Source organism: Erwinia psidii, assembly GCF_003846135.1.
GTDB classification, from domain to species: Bacteria; Pseudomonadota; Gammaproteobacteria; order Enterobacterales; family Enterobacteriaceae; genus Erwinia; species Erwinia psidii.
In genome coordinates, this window is the sequence record NZ_RHHM01000003.1 from 94,989 (window position 1) to 112,645 (window position 17,657).

General features: G+C 46.6%; 16 protein-coding genes, 1 pseudogene and 1 other annotated feature. Of the genes and pseudogenes, 3 read left to right on the forward strand and 14 right to left on the reverse strand.

Going from position 1 to position 17,657, the window contains the following annotated elements:
* Positions 1–38 precede the first annotated feature (38 nt).
* Positions 39–1,037 carry a phage integrase gene (locus tag EB241_RS05045; RefSeq protein WP_124232127.1) on the forward strand — a complete coding sequence of 333 codons (999 nt, stop codon included), beginning with the start codon at positions 39–41 and terminating at the stop codon, positions 1,035–1,037.
* 132 nt (positions 1,038–1,169) lie between these two features.
* Here the strand turns inward: EB241_RS05045 and ihfA are convergent, their stop codons facing one another.
* The 8 genes and pseudogenes from ihfA to thrS form a co-directional block, all read right to left on the reverse strand.
* A complete protein-coding gene (gene ihfA, locus EB241_RS05050; RefSeq protein ID WP_004157378.1) occupies positions 1,170–1,469 on the reverse strand; it encodes an integration host factor subunit alpha in 300 nt (99 codons plus the stop codon).
* 4 nt (positions 1,470–1,473) lie between these two features.
* Positions 1,474–3,861, reverse strand: coding sequence for a phenylalanine--tRNA ligase subunit beta (gene pheT, locus EB241_RS05055; RefSeq protein ID WP_124232128.1), 2,388 nt, complete (start codon positions 3,859–3,861; stop codon positions 1,474–1,476).
* 15 nt (positions 3,862–3,876) lie between these two features.
* Positions 3,877–4,860 carry a phenylalanine--tRNA ligase subunit alpha gene (gene pheS, locus EB241_RS05060; RefSeq protein ID WP_124232129.1) on the reverse strand — a complete coding sequence of 328 codons (984 nt, stop codon included), beginning with the start codon at positions 4,858–4,860 and terminating at the stop codon, positions 3,877–3,879.
* Between the two features lie 76 nt (positions 4,861–4,936).
* Positions 4,937–5,061: a sequence feature (Phe leader region), on the reverse strand.
* Positions 5,011–5,052, reverse strand: a pseudogene (locus tag EB241_RS21060) (hypothetical protein). Its footprint overlaps the feature before it by 42 nt.
* Positions 5,062–5,164: 103 nt before the next feature.
* Positions 5,165–5,521 (reverse strand): 50S ribosomal protein L20, encoded by a 357-nt coding sequence (rplT, locus tag EB241_RS05065; protein ID WP_016169860.1) that lies wholly within the window; start codon positions 5,519–5,521, stop codon positions 5,165–5,167.
* Positions 5,522–5,684: 163 nt separating this feature from the next.
* Positions 5,685–5,882, reverse strand: a complete 198-nt coding sequence (rpmI, locus tag EB241_RS05070) for a 50S ribosomal protein L35 (protein WP_010245683.1) — start codon at positions 5,880–5,882, stop codon at positions 5,685–5,687.
* A gap of 96 nt (positions 5,883–5,978) precedes the next feature.
* Positions 5,979–6,530, reverse strand: coding sequence for a translation initiation factor IF-3 (gene infC, locus EB241_RS05075; RefSeq protein ID WP_071598845.1), 552 nt, complete (start codon positions 6,528–6,530; stop codon positions 5,979–5,981).
* Positions 6,531–6,533: 3 nt separating this feature from the next.
* A complete protein-coding gene (gene thrS, locus EB241_RS05080; RefSeq protein WP_124232130.1) occupies positions 6,534–8,462 on the reverse strand; it encodes a threonine--tRNA ligase in 1,929 nt (642 codons plus the stop codon).
* Positions 8,463–8,912: 450 nt separating this feature from the next.
* Between thrS and EB241_RS20815 the strand changes: the two genes are divergently transcribed.
* On the forward strand, positions 8,913–9,077 hold the full coding sequence (locus EB241_RS20815; protein ID WP_158612375.1) for a hypothetical protein: 165 nt from the start codon (positions 8,913–8,915) through the stop codon (positions 9,075–9,077).
* Between the two features lie 78 nt (positions 9,078–9,155).
* Here EB241_RS20815 and EB241_RS05085 read toward each other — a convergent pair whose 3' ends face one another.
* From EB241_RS05085 to EB241_RS05110, 6 genes are all read right to left on the reverse strand, one after another.
* Positions 9,156–10,538 carry a TolC family protein gene (locus tag EB241_RS05085; RefSeq protein WP_124232131.1) on the reverse strand — a complete coding sequence of 461 codons (1,383 nt, stop codon included), beginning with the start codon at positions 10,536–10,538 and terminating at the stop codon, positions 9,156–9,158.
* A 2-nt stretch (positions 10,539–10,540) separates the two neighbouring features.
* Positions 10,541–11,290, reverse strand: coding sequence for a lysophospholipid acyltransferase family protein (locus tag EB241_RS05090; RefSeq protein WP_158612376.1), 750 nt, complete (start codon positions 11,288–11,290; stop codon positions 10,541–10,543).
* A 268-nt stretch (positions 11,291–11,558) separates the two neighbouring features.
* A complete protein-coding gene (locus EB241_RS05095) occupies positions 11,559–13,652 on the reverse strand; it encodes a peptidase domain-containing ABC transporter (protein WP_124232133.1) in 2,094 nt (697 codons plus the stop codon).
* On the reverse strand, positions 13,649–14,866 hold the full coding sequence (locus tag EB241_RS05100; protein ID WP_124232134.1) for an HlyD family secretion protein: 1,218 nt from the start codon (positions 14,864–14,866) through the stop codon (positions 13,649–13,651). Before EB241_RS05100 ends, EB241_RS05095 begins: the two co-directional genes overlap by 4 nt.
* Before the next feature lie 234 nt (positions 14,867–15,100).
* The gene (locus EB241_RS05105) at positions 15,101–15,295 is read right to left on the reverse strand and encodes a hypothetical protein (protein WP_124232135.1); all 195 of its coding nucleotides are present in this window, start codon (positions 15,293–15,295) and stop codon (positions 15,101–15,103) included.
* 337 nt (positions 15,296–15,632) lie between these two features.
* Entirely contained in the window at positions 15,633–16,388 is a 756-nt protein-coding gene (locus EB241_RS05110; protein WP_124232136.1) for a DUF481 domain-containing protein, read from the reverse strand.
* 357 nt (positions 16,389–16,745) lie between these two features.
* On the opposite strand from EB241_RS05110, the gene EB241_RS05115 reads away from it, so the two are divergent.
* Positions 16,746–17,639 (forward strand): fructosamine kinase family protein, encoded by an 894-nt coding sequence (locus EB241_RS05115; protein WP_124232137.1) that lies wholly within the window; start codon positions 16,746–16,748, stop codon positions 17,637–17,639.
* The last annotated feature ends 18 nt before the right edge of the window (positions 17,640–17,657 follow it).

The following is a 17,657-nucleotide window of genomic DNA, read 5'->3' on the forward strand; positions in this document are numbered from 1 at the left end:
AAACTGTAACTTTAAAGATCGTTTCAGAGGGCTTTCTAATGACCATTAAGAAGCTCGAAGGCGGTCAATATGAAGTGGACATCCGGCCAAATGGCCGTAGCGGAAGGCGAATCCGTCGAAAATTCAACAAGAAAGGCGAGGCTGTAACATTTGAACGCTATGTTTCTGCTAATCACAGAAACAAGGAATGGCTGGCAAAGCCAACTGATAAGAGGAAATTATCAGAATTGATTGATATCTGGTGGCAATTTTATGGACGAAACAGCGACCACGGCCAGAATTATCTTCTCAAACTCAGGCGATTCTCTGACATAACCGGTAATCCGGCAGCTATTCAGATTAACAGAAACCTTATTGCCCGCTACAAGTCTGTCAGATTGCAGGGCGGGGTTAAAGCCTCAACGATCAACCGCGAAATGACAACTATCAGCGGGGCATTCTCTCAGTTGATAGAGTCTGGGGCATTCCACGGCGAGCACCCAATAAGGGGCACAGGTACACTGAAAGAAGCCGTGCCTGAAATGAGTTTTCTCTACGATCACGAAATATCAGCCCTGCTGGCTAATCTGGAGGGAGACAACAGACGATTGGCCGTTCTGATGTTGAGTACCGGCGGGCGCTGGGGAGAATCCAAAAACCTCAAACGAACAAATATAGTTCATCAGCGTGTAACTTTTACGAAAACCAAAACCAGTAAGCTCAGAACCGTTCCTGTTTCTGAACAGGTGGCGGAAGAGGTCACGAAAAACAAAACCGGGCTACTGTTTCCGGGGGCTGACTACGGAGCATTCAGACTGGCGCTCAAAACAGTGAAACCTGATTTGCCATCAGGACAGGCCACTCATGTTTTACGTCACACGTTCGCCACCCATTTTATGATGAACGGTGGCAATATTGTGACGCTACAACGCGTTTTAGGTCATACAAAAATAACCCAGACAATGGTCTACGCCCATTTTGCACCGGATTATCTGAGCGATGTAATCAGAATGAACCCCCTGAAAGGAGAAATGAATATGATTCTGGTGTCCACATAATGTCCACACATGAACCGCTTCTGGCTGCTATGAGTTGCTGATAAACCCAGTCATACCGGGGTTTGACTGACTGCACGCTGCCACAGCAGGCATAAAAAAGGCCGCGTAAGCGGCCTTTTCAGATAGCATAAATCAGTCTTCTTTTGGCGTGGCGTTTTCAACCCGGCTTTTAAGCTTCTGTCCGGGACGAAAGGTCACCACCCGCCGCGCGGTGATCGGAATATCCTCTCCGGTCTTGGGGTTACGTCCCGGACGTTGATTTTTGTCGCGAAGGTCGAAGTTGCCAAATCCTGACAGTTTGACCTGTTCGCCGTTTTCCAAAGCACGACGCACCTCTTCAAAAAACAGTTCTACCAGCTCTTTGGCATCCCGTTTGCTAAGCCCCAGCTTTTCAAACAGGTATTCAGACATTTCAGCTTTTGTAAGCGCCATAGGTTCAATCCCTCAAGGTTGCCTGGAATCGCTCTTCTAATGCCACAACACATTTGGCGACGGTTGCGGCAATCTCCTCTTCTTCGAGTGTCCGGCTGGTATCTTGCAAAATCAGGCTGATAGCAAGGCTCTTAAAACCTTCATTCACGCCCTTACCACGGTACACGTCAAACAAGTTTACGCCAACTATCTGATTTACGCCAACTTTCTTACACTCTGCAATGATATCTGCTGCCGGAACATTTTCCGCGACGACAACCGCAATATCACGACGGTTTGCCGGGAACCGTGAAATCTCCCCGGCGTCTGGCAAAACACGGTCGGAAAGCTTGTCCCATTCCAGTTCGAACACCACGGTACGCCCGTTAAGATCCAGTTTCCGTTCAAGTTCGGGATGAATCACACCAATAAAACCGATGCACGAATCCTGCAAATAAATGGCGGCACTTTGTCCCGGATGCAACGCCGGATTTTGCTCAGCACGGAAGGTAATATCAGACAATTTCCCGGTAAGATCGAGCACTGATTCCAAATCACCTTTCAAATCATAGAAGTCAACCGTCTGACGCGCCAGATCCCAGTGTTCTTCATAGCGGGCACCGCAGATCACCCCAGCCAGCATAACATCCTGGCGGATCCCCAGGTATGCCTGTGTGTCAGGCACAAAACGCAGCCCACTCTCAAACAGACGTACACGGCTTTGCTGACGATTCTGATTGTACACCACCGCGTCCAACAGCCCTGTCCATAATGAAAGGCGCATGGCGGACATTTCAACAGAGATAGGGCTGGGCAGCACCAGCGGATCGATACCCGGATGTAAAAGCGCCTGAGTTTTGGGGTCGACGAAGCTGTAGGTAATCGCTTCCTGATAGCCTTTATCCACCAGCATTGCTTTTACGCGCTTGAGCGAAAGCGTTGCTTCACGGTGCGAAGTCATCACCAGACCGGCCTGAACCGGTACGTCAGGAATATTGTTATAGCCATAAACGCGGGCGACTTCTTCCACCAGATCTTCTTCAATGGCAATATCAAAACGCCAGGATGGCGCTGTTGCCTGCCAGAATCCGTCGCCTTCGTTTACCTTACATCCCAGGCGGCGCAAAATATCGCTGACGTCGCCGTCGGCAATAACATGCCCGATCAGGCGATCCAGCTTTTCACGGCGTAGTGTGATGGTGGCACATTTTGGCAACGTAACGTCGTTGGTAACATCGATAACCGGTCCCGCTTCCCCACCACAGATATCCAGCAGCAGTCGCGTGGCCCGCTCCATTGCCCTGTACTGCATCTGCGGGTCAACACCACGTTCGTAACGATGAGAGGCATCGGTGTGCAGACCGTGACGGCGTGCGCGACCGGTGACTGACAGTGGGCTGAAGAACGCGCACTCAAAAAGCACGTTGCTCGTTTGTTCATTCACACCAGAATGCTCGCCACCAAAGATGCCAGCCATCGCCAGCGCGCTATGACTGTCAGCAATCACCAGCGTGTCAGCGTTGAGTTTGGCTTCACTACCGTCCAGCAGCCTCAGGGTTTCGCCCTCTTCCGCCATGCGCACATTGATACCACCGCTGATACGGTCGAGATCAAAGGCGTGCATTGGCTGGCCCAGCTCAAGCAGCACAAAGTTGGTGATATCAACCACCGGATCGATCGGGCGAATGCCGCAACGACGCAGTTTTTCTTTTATCCACAGCGGCGTTGCCGCCCTGACATTAATACCTTTTATCACCCGACCAAGATAACGGGGACAGGCTTCCCCTGCTGTAACATGGATTGGCAACGTATCCTGAATGGTGGCCACCACCGGCGCGATGTCTGGCCCGGTCAGTGGCAGTTTGTTCAGCACCGCCACATCACGGGCGATACCGATAATACCAAGGCAATCAGCACGGTTCGGCGTCACGCTGATTTCAATAGTGCTATCGTCAAGTTGCAAAAACTCACGGATATCGGTGCCCACTGGCGCGTCCAGCGGCAGCTCAATAATCCCGCCCTGGTCGTCGGCAATACCCAGCTCGGAGAAAGAACACAGCATACCTTCGGAAGGTTCCCCGCGCAGTTTCGCCGCTTTGATTTTGAAATCACCCGGCAGTACCGCTCCCACCGTTGCCACCGCCACCTTCAGGCCCTGACGGCAGTTTGGTGCACCACAGACAATATCCAACAGACGATCGCCGCCCGTATTGATTTTAGTGACACGCAGTTTGTCCGCGTTGGGATGCTGGCCACATTCCACCACTTCCCCCACCACCACACCGTGGAAAGCACCGGCAACGGCATCAACGCCGTCCACTTCCAGACCTGCCATGGTGATTTGTTCAGACAGGGCGGCGCTATCGATGGCCGGGTTAACCCATTCACGTAGCCAGAGTTCACTGAATTTCATTACTGTTAACCGCCCTTATTTAAACTGTTTGAGGAATCTTAAGTCATTTTCGAAGAAGGCACGTAGATCGGACACACCGTAACGCAGCATGGTCAGTCGCTCCATTCCCATGCCGAAGGCAAAACCGGAATAGACTTCAGGATCGATACCCACGTTTCGCAGCACGTTCGGATGCACCATGCCACAGCCCAGTACTTCCAGCCACTTACCGTTTTTACCCATCACATCCACTTCAGCGGATGGCTCGGTGAATGGGAAATAGGAAGGACGAAAACGGATCTGCAAATCCTCTTCAAAGAAGTTGTTCAGAAAATCATGCAGCGTTCCTTTCAGGTTGGTAAAACTGATGTTTTTATCAACAATCAGCCCTTCCATCTGATGGAACATTGGCGTATGAGTCTGATCGTAATCGTTACGATAAACACGGCCAGGTGCGATAACACGAATTGGCGGCTGCTGGTTTTTCATAGTACGGATCTGTACGCCGGAAGTCTGGGTACGCAGCAGTCGGGTCGCATCAAACCAGAAAGTATCATGATCGGCGCGCGCGGGATGGTGGCCGGGAATATTCAGCGCATCAAAGTTATGGTAGTCGTCTTCAATCTCCGGGCCGGTCGCCACAGTAAACCCCAGCTCAGCAAAGAACGTTTCGATACGATCGATAGTACGTGTGACCGGGTGCAGACCGCCGTTCTCAATACGACGACCTGGCAGGGAAACATCTATCGTCTCCTCTGCAAGACGGGCGTTCAGCGCCGCAGATTCCAGGCTGTTTTTACGCTCATTGAGCGCTTCCTGTACCTGCTGCTTCGCTTCATTGATCACCGCACCGGCTGCCGGACGCTCATCGGCAGGCAGCTCACGGAGCGTGGTCATCTGTAGCGTCAGATGTCCTTTTTTCCCAAGATATTCAACGCGTACCGTGTCTAACGCGGCAACATCGCGTGCATCAATAATGGCTGTTTTTGCATTTGCCACCAGTTCAGCGAGATGTGACATGCTTTCCTCTTCTTCCAGCCGCCGTGGCCGGTCTGTTTTTATGGGGACGACTCCGCCCTGGATTTACCTTGCCAGAAACAAAAAAGCCTCCACGAGGGAGGCTTTCAGCGCGATTTTTCGTTTCTTCTCTTGGCGCAAGCCTCCTGAGCTTCAGGTGCTAAAGTAAAAAAAGAAACGAAAATTCGCATTCATGCTGGTGTTACCTTGTTGTCATGGAAAGTTCTGCATATGGCAGAAATAGCAGTTTTTTCAATCCAATAATACAGAAAATAAAAGAGGGAGCACGCTCCCCCTCTTATCTGACTTACGCCAGCGCTGATTTTGCTTTTTCAACGAGGGCAGTGAATGCCACTTTGTCGAATACGGCGATGTCAGCCAGGATCTTACGGTCGATTTCAATCGACGCCTTTTTCAGGCCATTGATGAAACGGCTGTAAGAGATACCGTTAGTGCGTGCCGCCGCGTTAATACGTGCGATCCACAGCTGACGGAACTGACGCTTACGCTGACGACGGTCACGGTAAGCATACTGACCAGCTTTGATAACAGCCTGGAAGGCAACACGGTATACACGCGAACGTGCACCATAGTAGCCTTTAGCTTGTTTTAAGATTTTTTTGTGACGTGCGCGAGCAACTACACCACGTTTTACACGAGCCATTTAGCTCTCCTGTTTAATATTCTGTTTTACCCTTTATCTTTCATGCCGAAGCCGTGTTAGCTGCTTTCACTTATTCCGGTCACTCAACAAAGTAAGCTCAGGAATTCGCTCCGCTGCCGCCTTTCTACAGCACGAAATCTGTCGGGTACTAAAAAAGGTTTACTTATGCGTATGGCAGGCAGGCAATAACCAGGCCCAGATCGCCTTTGGACACCATGCCTTTCGGACGCAGGTGACGCTTACGCTTGGTAGATTTTTTGGTCAGAATATGACGCAGGTTTGCGTGTTTACGCTTGAAGCCGCCAGAGGCAGTCTTCCTGAAGCGCTTGGCCGCGCCACGAACAGTTTTAATCTTTGGCATTTAAAACATCCACTTCGCATTGTTAATAAAATGAACCAGACAGGCGAATAAAAAGCACTGCGACCTGAGCCGCAGTCATTCTTATTACTTTATGGCCTACTGTTTCTTCTTAGGAGCGAGCACCATAATCATCTGACGCCCTTCAATCTTCGAAGGGAAGGATTCAACAATAGCCAAATCCATATCGTCACACAGATCTTTACGGACGCGATTAAGCACTTCCATGCCGATCTGCTGGTGCGCCATCTCACGACCACGGAACCGCAGCGTGATTTTGGCTTTGTCACCCTCTTCCAGAAAGCGAACCAGGTTGCGTAGTTTTACCTGGTAGTCGCCATCATCGGTGCCAGGACGGAATTTAATTTCCTTAACCTGGATAACTTTTTGCTTTTTCTTCTGTTCCTTAGAAGATTTACTCTTTTCATAGAGGAACTTGCCGTAATCCATGATACGACAAACGGGCGGCTCGGCGTTGGGGCTGATTTCGACTAAATCAACGCCTGCTTCTTCAGCTTTTTCTAAAGCCTCATTCAGACTGACAATACCAATCTGTTCGCCATCGACGCCGCTCAGACGAACCTCATTGGCGCGAATTTCTCTGTTGATACGATTAGGACGCGCCGGTTGAACTCGTTTTCCGCCTTTAATACCTTATTCCTCCAGTTGATGAAGATTGCGACTGCGGATTTCATCCTGCAGCTTCGCGATCGCGTCGTTTACGTCCATGCTGCCCAGGTCTTTGCCACGGCGGGTGCGAACGGCAACTTTGCCTGCTTCCACCTCTTTATCACCACAAACCAGCATATAGGGGACACGACGTAAAGTGTGCTCGCGGATTTTAAAGCCAATCTTCTCGTTTCTCAAGTCCGCTTTTACACGAATGCCCGCATTCTGAAGTTTCCGGGTCAATTCTGCAACATATTCGGACTGACCATCGGTGATATTCATCACCACCACTTGTACCGGAGCGAGCCAGGTTGGGAAGAAACCGGCGTACTCTTCGGTAAGAATACCGATAAAGCGCTCCACAGACCCCAGGATTGCACGGTGGATCATCACCGGCACCTGGCGATCGTTATTTTCACCGACATAGGAAGCACCCAGACGGCCCGGCAGTGAGAAGTCGAGCTGTACTGTGCCACACTGCCAGGCACGATCCAGACAATCATGCAGCGTGAATTCAATTTTAGGGCCATAGAATGCGCCCTCACCCGGCTGATATTCAAACGGGATATGGTTTTCTTCAAGTGCAGCCGCCAGATCCGCTTCAGCACGATCCCACATATCATCAGTACCGATACGTTTTGCCGGGCGGGTGGACAATTTAACGGCGATTTTCTCAAAGCCGAATGTGCTGTACATGTCATAGACCATGCGAATACAGCTGTTTACTTCAGCACGCACCTGTCCTTCCGTACAGAAGATATGGGCGTCATCCTGAGTGAAGCCTCGCACGCGCATCAGGCCATGCAACGCGCCTGATGGCTCATTGCGGTGGCAGCTACCGAATTCAGCCATACGCAGCGGAAGGTCACGGTAAGATTTAAGGCCCTGATTGAAAATCTGAACGTGCCCCGGACAGTTCATTGGCTTGATGCAATATTCGCGGTTCTCAGAAGAGGTAGTGAACATCGCTTCTTTATAATTTTCCCAGTGACCGGTTTTTTCCCACAGCACCCGATCCATCATCAGCGGACCTTTGACTTCCTGGTAGTCATATTCCGTCAGCTTGCTGCGCACGAAAATCTCCAGCTCGCGGAAAATGGTCCAGCCGTCATTATGCCAGAACACCATACCCGGCGCTTCTTCCTGCATATGATACAAATCGAGCTGCTTACCAATCTTACGATGGTCTCGTTTTGCGGCCTCTTCCAGACGTAGCAAATAGGCAGCCAGCTGTTTTTTATCCGCCCAGGCAGTACCGTAAATGCGCTGCAACATTTTATTGTTGCTGTCGCCACGCCAGTAAGCACCGGAAATTTTTTGTAATTTAAAATGATGGCAGAAGCGCATATTTGGCACATGCGGCCCGCGGCACATATCAACATATTCCTGATGATGATAAAGGCCCGGACGATCGTCATGGCTGATATTTTCGTCGAGGATGGTCATTTTGTAAGTTTCGCCGCGGGCGGCAAAAGCGTCACGTGCTTCCTGCCAACTGACCTTCTTCTTAACAACGTCATAATTTGTTTCAGCCAGCTGGTGCATTCGCTTTTCCAGCAGCTCAATATCTTCCTGGGTCAGGGTGCGATCGATATCAACATCATAATAAAAACCGTTGTCGATAACCGGGCCGATTGCCATCCTGGTATCAGGCCAAAGCTGTTTGATAGCGTGCCCCAGAAGGTGGGCGCAGGAGTGGCGGATAATTTCCAGACCGGCTTCATCTTTCGCAGTGACAATGGCGACATTGGCGTCGGTGCTGATTGGATCAACTGCATCCACCAACTCACCGTTTACGCGACCCGCGATACAGGCTTTAGCCAGTCCCGGACCAATATCCAGAGCAATATCCATCACGCTGACAGCATGATCAAACTTACGCTGACTTCCATCAGGAAGAGTAATTACAGGCATGTAACATCCTTAAATGCAGTGGTAACCCATACGCAAGGCTACATACAAAGTTAAAATTTCAATATATATCAAGCAATTAACACCTTAAATTAACTCACATTTGTTAATTTGGTACACCACCTGGTACACATAATCAAAAGTCTGCTTCTGTCATAAACTTTCGAAGGAGTAATATCTTACACTCCATGCCTTTCAATTGCACGGCAGTAAGAATCAATCAAATAAGCGGCCTGCTGTCATCGTGTAACGGGATTATTATGTATGTCACAGCTCCGGGCACACGCACGTTCTCCAGCGCGCCACCTTTCATCGCCTTACCGTCAAAGGTTATGAATGACTGCCCCGCCATTCTGCCCGTTTATTTCCTAAATCAATGCATCTCCAGCTTCAGCTTGAGGCGGTTATCAACGATGGAGGTGTTTTTTTACTCCGCCGCTAAAAAGCGTTTGCATGATTTCACAAACTCACCATCAGCCAGGCTGGCTTGCCGTTGGCGAAGGTGCTGCCAACAACGTAAATTGCAACCTTGAGATAAGCGGCGTCACCGAGTGTTCAGGCGGTATCGCTGAGGAGTATTGCTACCTGTGGCTGCCAGCACTTAACCGGGTTGATTAGCTGTGATGCCCACCGATTGAACAACAGACATAATCTGGCCTGGGTTCCCTGTTGTAATCTGCTGTCAGACGCAGATAGTTAGCCGCCTATGGCTTTCAGTAAAGTCACCGTATAAGCCATCATCTGTTGTCGGTTACTTTCCAGCTCCATTTCGGCCGTGAACGCCAAATCCACCGCTTCATAATAGCCGTAGAGATCGGCATAACCCGCTGCGTAGCGGGCATCCAGTTTCACAAAATTTTCCCGGTGCTGTGCCACCTCGGCCCCGGCCGCACTGTACAGGTGCTGATATCCTGCAAGATTGTTGGTGGCATCCTGAATATCCATCAGCGCCTGTGCCACTGTTTTACGATATTCAATGACGGTTATGACCTGCTGTGAACGGGCATAATTAAGGTTGGCATAGTTTTTGGGCCAGTTAAAAACAGGTAAGACGATTGAGGGAGTAAACGTCCAGTTCTCAGAAAGATTACTCAATATATGCCCAAAATCATCAGACGTATGCCAGGCACTGGCATACAGATTAAATACCGGCAAAAACGCAGCTCGTGCTGCACCTATCGACCCATTAGCTGATTTTATTTTCATCTCAGCGGCAATAACATCAGGACGATTAAAAATCACTTCAGAAGTAATTCGCTGTGGCAAAGACGGGACCTGGTAATTTCCTGAAATTTTTTGCCAGTCAGAGGTATTCAACCACGGCGAACGGTAACCGGAAAGAAACTCCAGTTTATGAATTCGGTTAATGATCTCCCGTTGCAGGTTGCGCAGGTTACTGTCGTCGCTGGCTCTGCCCCGTAAGAATTTAGACATAATAACGACATCGATCTGTCCGGCATCCTCCAGTGCATTAAGTTTTTTCTGGATTTGATCGAGTTTATTTTTTTTGTCGTTAAGAAGATGCCAAACCTTAATCATATAAAGCGTTTCATACCAGTTGGAGGCAAGATCTGACATTAAGGTAAGGTGAAGTGCAGCAGCCACACTTTCATAATTTAGTCCATCATACTTTAATGCCTGCACCTGATTAATTTTTTTCCCCCATATATCGACCTCGTAGGAATCGACGCCAACGGCACTTTGATAATTTTCTGTTTTACTCTGGATTGTAGCGCCGGTGATTAAGTTCGTACCACTGCTCATGCTGGTACTTTTTGAAGATGAAAGCTTGACGCCGGGTACTAAATCAAACACAGAACTCATTGTGCTGGCTCTGGCGGCAATGACTCGCTGCATCGCCTGCTGAAGATCGTAATTATTGTTCAGCGCATGTTCAAGGAGATCCAGCAGGGGCTTATCCGCGGCGAAAAGATCATGGAAGCTGTAGCGGTCAGTTGTGCTGCCGGTCTTCAATTCAACAGGATGGTCGATAACCGTTTCAGGTTTTTCATAATCGGGTGCCAGCGAACAACCGCTTAGCGTCAGAATGATAATAAGGTGACAGGTTTTTTTTAGCATAATCAGTCGTTAAGGTGGATATATTTATAATTAAGCCGTGCAAACTGTGCAAGCTCTCTGTCATTTTTCAACTTAAGTTGCGAATAGGGGACGTGGAAATATGCGTCCAGTGAAATCATAAAATGCCATTGGTAAGCATTCTCCTTAATACAGGATTCAAGATGACTGATGATTACTTTATCAACGTCTGTTTGCCCGGACAGTAGCACCGCAGGGGATATGGTTGTGATATATTTTCCCTCAGAAACAGAATAGCGGTTAGAAATAAAATTAATTTCCAGCTTCATTTTCTCTGCAAGAGAAAGCATCCCTGTTGTCATATAGCCTTTTTTATTAAAAAACGTGACACTATCAACTGCGCCATTATGAATACCTGTAGAGTAGCAAAAAAGGTCGTAAAAAATTGCCACAATACTTTTTGGCTTTTTAAGACAACGGATAATTTTAAGTAAAGAGCCGTCATCATGTATGTTGATAAATAAAACATCCACACCAGGTATTTTTATTCTGTTGTACATTTTACGAATTTCATCGGTAATCGGCTGATAAATCGGGACAATAAATTCACATCCCATCCCCTGGTACTGACGTGCCATTGTCAATATTGAGAGCCAGTAATCTCCGGTATGTGTAAACAGCAAAAGTTTACCTGGTTTACTGTCTGGATTTGAAAATGAACAGTTGTGGTCAAGAAAATTTTTAACTTGTATCCAGTTAGAATTAAAAAGAGAAAACTTAATATATTCAGCCATCAGCTTATTTATGATAAGAAGCTTGCAAAAATCTTTACCCTGATAATTAAAAAAACACCTTGCAAGATATAAAGCTGAGGCACATGAATAATATTTAACAAGGTGTCGTTTAAAAACTGTGGCTACTAAATTTATGCAACAATATGTGACACGCATATTTGCATGACGAAAAGTGAACCTGGATATAAGTTTTATTACTTTTTCAACGAATGAAAAAAACAACGTATTGAGCTTTAAATTAACCCTTGTTTTTAACCTCAGTGTGTTATCATTCCGTCCCAATTTTTACTTCCTTTTCAATCGCAGTGATCAGGCATTGATCATGGGAAACAATCAGACAGGCCATCGGCAATTTTTTGATAAGTTCAATCATGCTCTGCTTCGACCGATCGTCCAGATGAGATGTCGGTTCATCCAGTAAAATAAGTGCCGGTTTACGGTACAACGCACGTGCCAGCATCAGGCGCTGCTGTTGGCCAGAAGAGAGCTTTGCCCCATTAACACCCAGCCGGGTATTCAGACCAGCTGACAGGGAAAAAATAACCTGCCCCAAATTGGCATCATCAATACATTTCTCAAGCAGCTGCATATCAATATGTTCGCTTTCATAAATAATATTTTCCGTTATGCTGCCATTGATAATTTTATCGTCAGGTGTGACTAATGAAATTTGTTCCTGATACTGATGTTGACCAAATTTACCAAGAGACATGCCATTAACCAGCATTTTGCCTGATGTTGGTTTTAACAGACCGGCAGCTATATTAAGCACCGTGGACTTACCACACCCAGATGGCCCCGTTAAAACCAATTTTTCACCTGCATTAAGTGAGAAATTTACATTTTTGATAAATGCGTCATCCAGATTACTGTAGGTGAAGGCAAGATCTTTAACCGCTATTTTCTCTACAGGCTCACTTTTTCTTGTTGCACAACTGCTAAATTGCTCCACTGGCAAAACTGCTTCTGGTGAGATATCCTGAAGTCTTCTGACTTCCACCGAGCATATTTTCAGGTTAACATGATTTTCAACCATAGCCTGAATGTTATTCATCAGACAGTTTTTATAAAAAATAAAGGAAATGAGCTGACCTGCTGTATTATTTCCTTTGAGCACTCCCCAGGCACCTACCCCCATAATAATAAGGGTCTGAATATGGGATATGGTAGTTATTGAGAGCTGAATTAACGCATTAATTTTCTCAATTCCAGAACGATTGTCTTCCAGTTCAGCATGATGATAAAACCAGTCCCCCACTTTTCGGTGCTCCGTATGGCTGATTTTTATCATATTGATATTATCAATCGATTCCAGCAGACTGTTGTCTCTTCTTACTTCTGAATCAAGAGCAGAATATTGTCTCGACATTAAAGTTGATAGCAACATAACTCTGACAAGCACCATGCTGCCAGTCACTGCCACGGTAAGCATAGCCAGCTCAAAGCTAATCATGAAAAGTAACACGATAAATACACATGAAAAAAAAGCATCCACGGCGATATCCAGCCAGCCGTGAGTAAAAATTACATGGAAAACATCAACAGATTTTATTTTTCTCAGCAAATCTGAAGGCATTCTTTTATTAAAAAACTTCAGATCCATCTGAAATAGTTTATTTACCGTATTCACGCCTTCAAACTGTGACACGGCCCGACGTAACCGTTGCGATATGATTATTTTTAAATAACTACTGACAGATTGAGCCAGATAGATAAAAGAAAAAATATAGATTAGCAAAAATAACAGGTCCTCGTCATTGCCTGGTAATACCTCATCAAAAACGAGTGACATAAATTTTGGCACAGCTACATTCGTTAACTGAATAATGATTGCCATCGCGGCCAGTGGCAGCATGTAGGATTTATATTTTATCAGTCCGTTAAAAAATGCCTGCATACTGAAGAAGTTTTGTGTTTTTTTCTCACTGATATTACCCTGCTCTTCTGTAGAGAAGTTATCTGCTGGCACAATTTCCAGAGCTACCCCTGAAAAGTATTTTAGCGTTTCTTCCGAGGTAAAATAACGACTGCCGGTTGCGGGATCCATCACCTCAATACGTTTACGTCCAACGCGCTTAAGTACCACAAAGTGACAGTTATCCCAGAGCAATATCGCTGGCTTTTCCAGCTCGCCAAGCGCGTCAGCAGCAATACTTACCCCAGTTGCAATCATCTGATTATCAGCACAAATCTTCATCAAATGAAAAAAAGACAGGCCGTCAAGATTCACATCGTATTTATTACGAAGTTTATCCAGGCTAATTTTTTTGCCATAAACGCCGGAGATGTAACTGATGCAGGCCAGTCCACATTCTGCAACTTCATCCTGTATTACATCCTTTATTCTGAATTTCTTTTTCATTCTGCAAAATCCGGGTTGCGATTAAATGATTTTTTGACAGGCATAAATAACCAGGCCAGCAAACTCTGCCCGGGTTGACGTAAGGAGGTAGTAACCGACATACCATCATTTAAAAAATCGACAGGGATCCTGGTATGCCCATCATCTTCATTAATTTTAAGTTTTACCCGAAACAGAGACTCTTTTTCATCCAGGCTGACCTGAGTGGGAGTTTGTGAGATATTAGTAATCAATGCACTCAGCAGACCGTAGGTTTCATAAGGAAACGTATCGACGCGCAAAAATATTTTTTCCTGCTGGTTAATCAGTCCTATCTGGCTACTGGTGAGATAAAGTATGACTATTGGTTTTTTGGCGGCATCTTCTTTGATTATCATCGAAGGTGTTTTACCATCGACAAAGTCCCCCTTGAGAATCCCTATATCGTGAACGTTCCCGGTAACAGGAGATGTCACCACATATTCCTGTTCCATCTGAATCTTGTTCAGCTCGTTGATGATTTCACGCTTTCTGCCCTCAATTTCATTTTTGTTTCTGAGTAGTTCGCGCTCCATCCTGAGATAATTCACCTCCTGCTCTGATCGATTTTGCAGCAACGTATGTTGCTCTAATTGAGTTTTTTTTATGGCAAGTTCATTGTCTATGATCAATTGCTTCATATTCTCAACATCAGACTTATTGATTGATTTCAATTTCAATAAGGCATTCAGTTCCCTTAACTGATCTTTATACAGAGCATATTTACGCTGATAATCCTTTTCAACATCACTGAGCTTTTTGTTTTTTTCTTCAAACGTCAGGAACACGTTTTCCTTTTGTTTTTTAAGTGTGTCCCACTCCCGCTGCTGTAATTCTTCTTCCGATTCAAAATCTTTTTTTGTCTGAACAAGCCGTGCAACGGATTCTGCCAACATGCTATTGCCATTTTGTTGATCTGGCACATCCTGCCAGGGAAGCGCGACACGAAATAAGGGTGTACCCTTATTAACTTTTTCCCCTTCCGTGACATAAATTTCTGTCACATTACCTACCTTGCTGGCGGCAACACGATAAAAAGACTCATTTCTTATTAAGCCTTTTGCGGTTTCACTTTTTCCATAAGTTCCCTGCATCAGAACAGCAATAAATGCTGCCATAAATAGAGTTATTGCAGACGCATAAACACTTATTGCCAGCGGAGACTTCTTCAGACAGTGATTAAATTTGTTATTCATAATTTAACAATTTTTATCTACATGACAGCATGCATAACAAGCCATGGCCGATGTAATCAGATATTTATAATTTTATTTTCAGAATGTATCATCTGCTGTGGTATTGATGTCACAACGTGATAGGTAAAAAGCAGCAGGTACCTGAATCAGCACCTGCTGTCTGAAATGGTTAGTCAATACACATTATTTTTATTGTGTAAAAACGAACTCGTTTATAGTTCTGGAGACTGTTTATTAAGACTGGGACTTTTCGACGCCTGCCCCGGCGATACTACCACTAATGGCACCAATCAATGCACCTGCTGGGCCAAACGCGCTGCCTATCACACCGCCAATCGTACCGCCAATAGCCGCACCACCCCAGCCACTTCCCCAGCCGCCGCGAATTTCCTGGCATTGTTGGAGGGTCATTTTAGTTTTCGTATTCATAGATATTTTTCCTGATTTTTTAATCATAAATTAAAAGAAAGTGCCAATATTTCCAGTGTACTGTAATTATATAACGTCAAAAAAAACACACAATTAAATGCACTTAAGAGAAAGTTTTAATCAGGGGTAAATTTTAATATAAATTAAGTTTTCAAATTATTTTATGCAAAAATGAAAATTTTTAATTAAGAAAGTGTCCGAAATGAGAAAGGACTGTAAGCAGATTAAGGAAATATCCGAAATGGGTGAGAATTCTAAGCAGATTAAGGAAATTAATACCCGGAAGGACAGATCTACCTGACTAACGCGCATGGCATTCTCTTCCGGGCCAGGATACTTACATGGCGTAAGAAAGCTGAATAGTGGTTTTGGTATCGGTTTTGTCCGGTGCAGAAGACGGCGGATTCTGGTTCCAGGTCACGTTATAGGCCAGCTTCAGTGCAAAATGGCTGTTGATTGCTACCTGAAGGCCGGTTTCTGAGTTCACCGTGGTGTCATCACTGCCCAGAACGGACACACCCTGAATAAATTTAGTGCTGTCGGTCAGCTGCCACTGATAGCTCAGTGCGCCGTAGGCGAGGGCCTGGGTTTCATGGCCACCGTCGTGGTAATCGTCATAACGCACACCAGGACCTGCTTCCACACGCAGCGAATGCACCGGGCCATTTAATAACTGGCGACCATAACCTGCAGCAAGAATAGAACGACCATCATAGCCGTTAAAACGATCGCTCAGCCAGCTGGCCTGGCCAAAAAGATAATCAGCGGTATTCAGATTATATCGGGTACGTCCACCAATCTGATAAGTCTCAGAAGCACGCACATCATTGGAGGATGTGTTGCTGGCGTTACCCCATAAGCTGTAGGCGGTGGAAGGCTGATACCAGGTCATGTTGGTATTGGCCGTCAGTGATGAGCTGGTAGTGTTACCGGTCTGAGCCAGATATCCGGCAGCCGCATTCCCTTCGAATGTTTTTTTTGCTGTTGAAGGATCATCCATGACCGTAAATACGTTGTTATCCGCGAGAGCCTGGTGGCACAACGCTCCCCCAGAGAGTAAAAGAACAGCAGACAGCTTATTAAGCGCTTTCATTAAATGTGACCCGTACGACAGTTTAAAAGGGTGAGTCTGAAGAGTTTTGAAGGACGATCAACGTAATTTACGGTAATAATCGTAACATTTTATTAAACGCCAGTTTGCAACATATCTGCAACGCTACAACACTGATAAATAAGAGTGGTCTTATTCACGCCGTGGATTATAAAAGTTAACGACATTAGCTGCATGACATTGCAAATAAAAAATTTCCGCCGCACCGGAATGGCTATCTGGACATGCGACAGAGCGTCCTGGCAGCAAGGTGCCGGGGACTGTCCGTAATAGCAGGTTTATTTCCTGTGGCGGGAATGTCCGCCTGTTTCGCAGGATACAACAAAAAAGGAATACCTTATGTGGTCAGCCATCAGGTGTCTGTTGAATCAGCAGTCGGGAATTGGCGAAATCAGCCAACGCAGGCAGTTAACACACGGGGACGTGCACGAAACCTGGCGGTTTCGTCATGGCAATCGTGATGTTTTTGTCAAATGTAACACACCCAGCATGTTGGAACAGTTCACCAGTGAAGCGGAGCAGTTGCAGTTGCTGGCGCGAACGAAAACAGTAAAAGTACCTGAGGTATTAGGGGTCGGTGGCAATGGCAACGTCAGCTTCCTGCTGCTGGAGTATATCTCCCTGCTTCCCCTGAATGAAAAAAGTGCATGGCAGCTGGGTGAGCAACTGGCACGGCTTCACCAGTGGAGTGAGCAGCCACAGTTTGGCCTGGATTATGACAATAACTTCACCACCTCCCCTCAGCCAAACAGTTGGGTGCGCCGTTGGTCGGTATTTTTCTCCGAGCAGCGGATCGGCTGGCAACTCATGCTCGCCGCTGAGAAAGGCATTCATTACGGTGACAGCGAACTGATCATTAGCAGTACAAAACGGGTGCTGGCTTCACATCACCCGCAACCATCTTTACTCCATGGCGACCTCTGGCCAGCTAACTGTGGCGGCAGTGACAACGGGCCGTGGATATTCGATCCAGCCTGCTACTGGGGAGATCGTGAGTGCGATCTGGCATTACTGCCAGCCTTTCCTGCGTTACCGCAGCAGATCTTTGATGGCTATCAGTCGGTATGGCCATTGCAGGATGATTTTCCGCTACGTCAGCCGGTTTACCAGCTCTACTACCTGCTAAACCGGGCCAACGTATTTGGTGGGAAGTGGGTGGCAGAGGCACAACAGGCGGTGACAGCATTACTGGATAAGGATGACGCAAACAGGCAGCATACTCACCCGGGCTGATAAACCGTCATCAATACC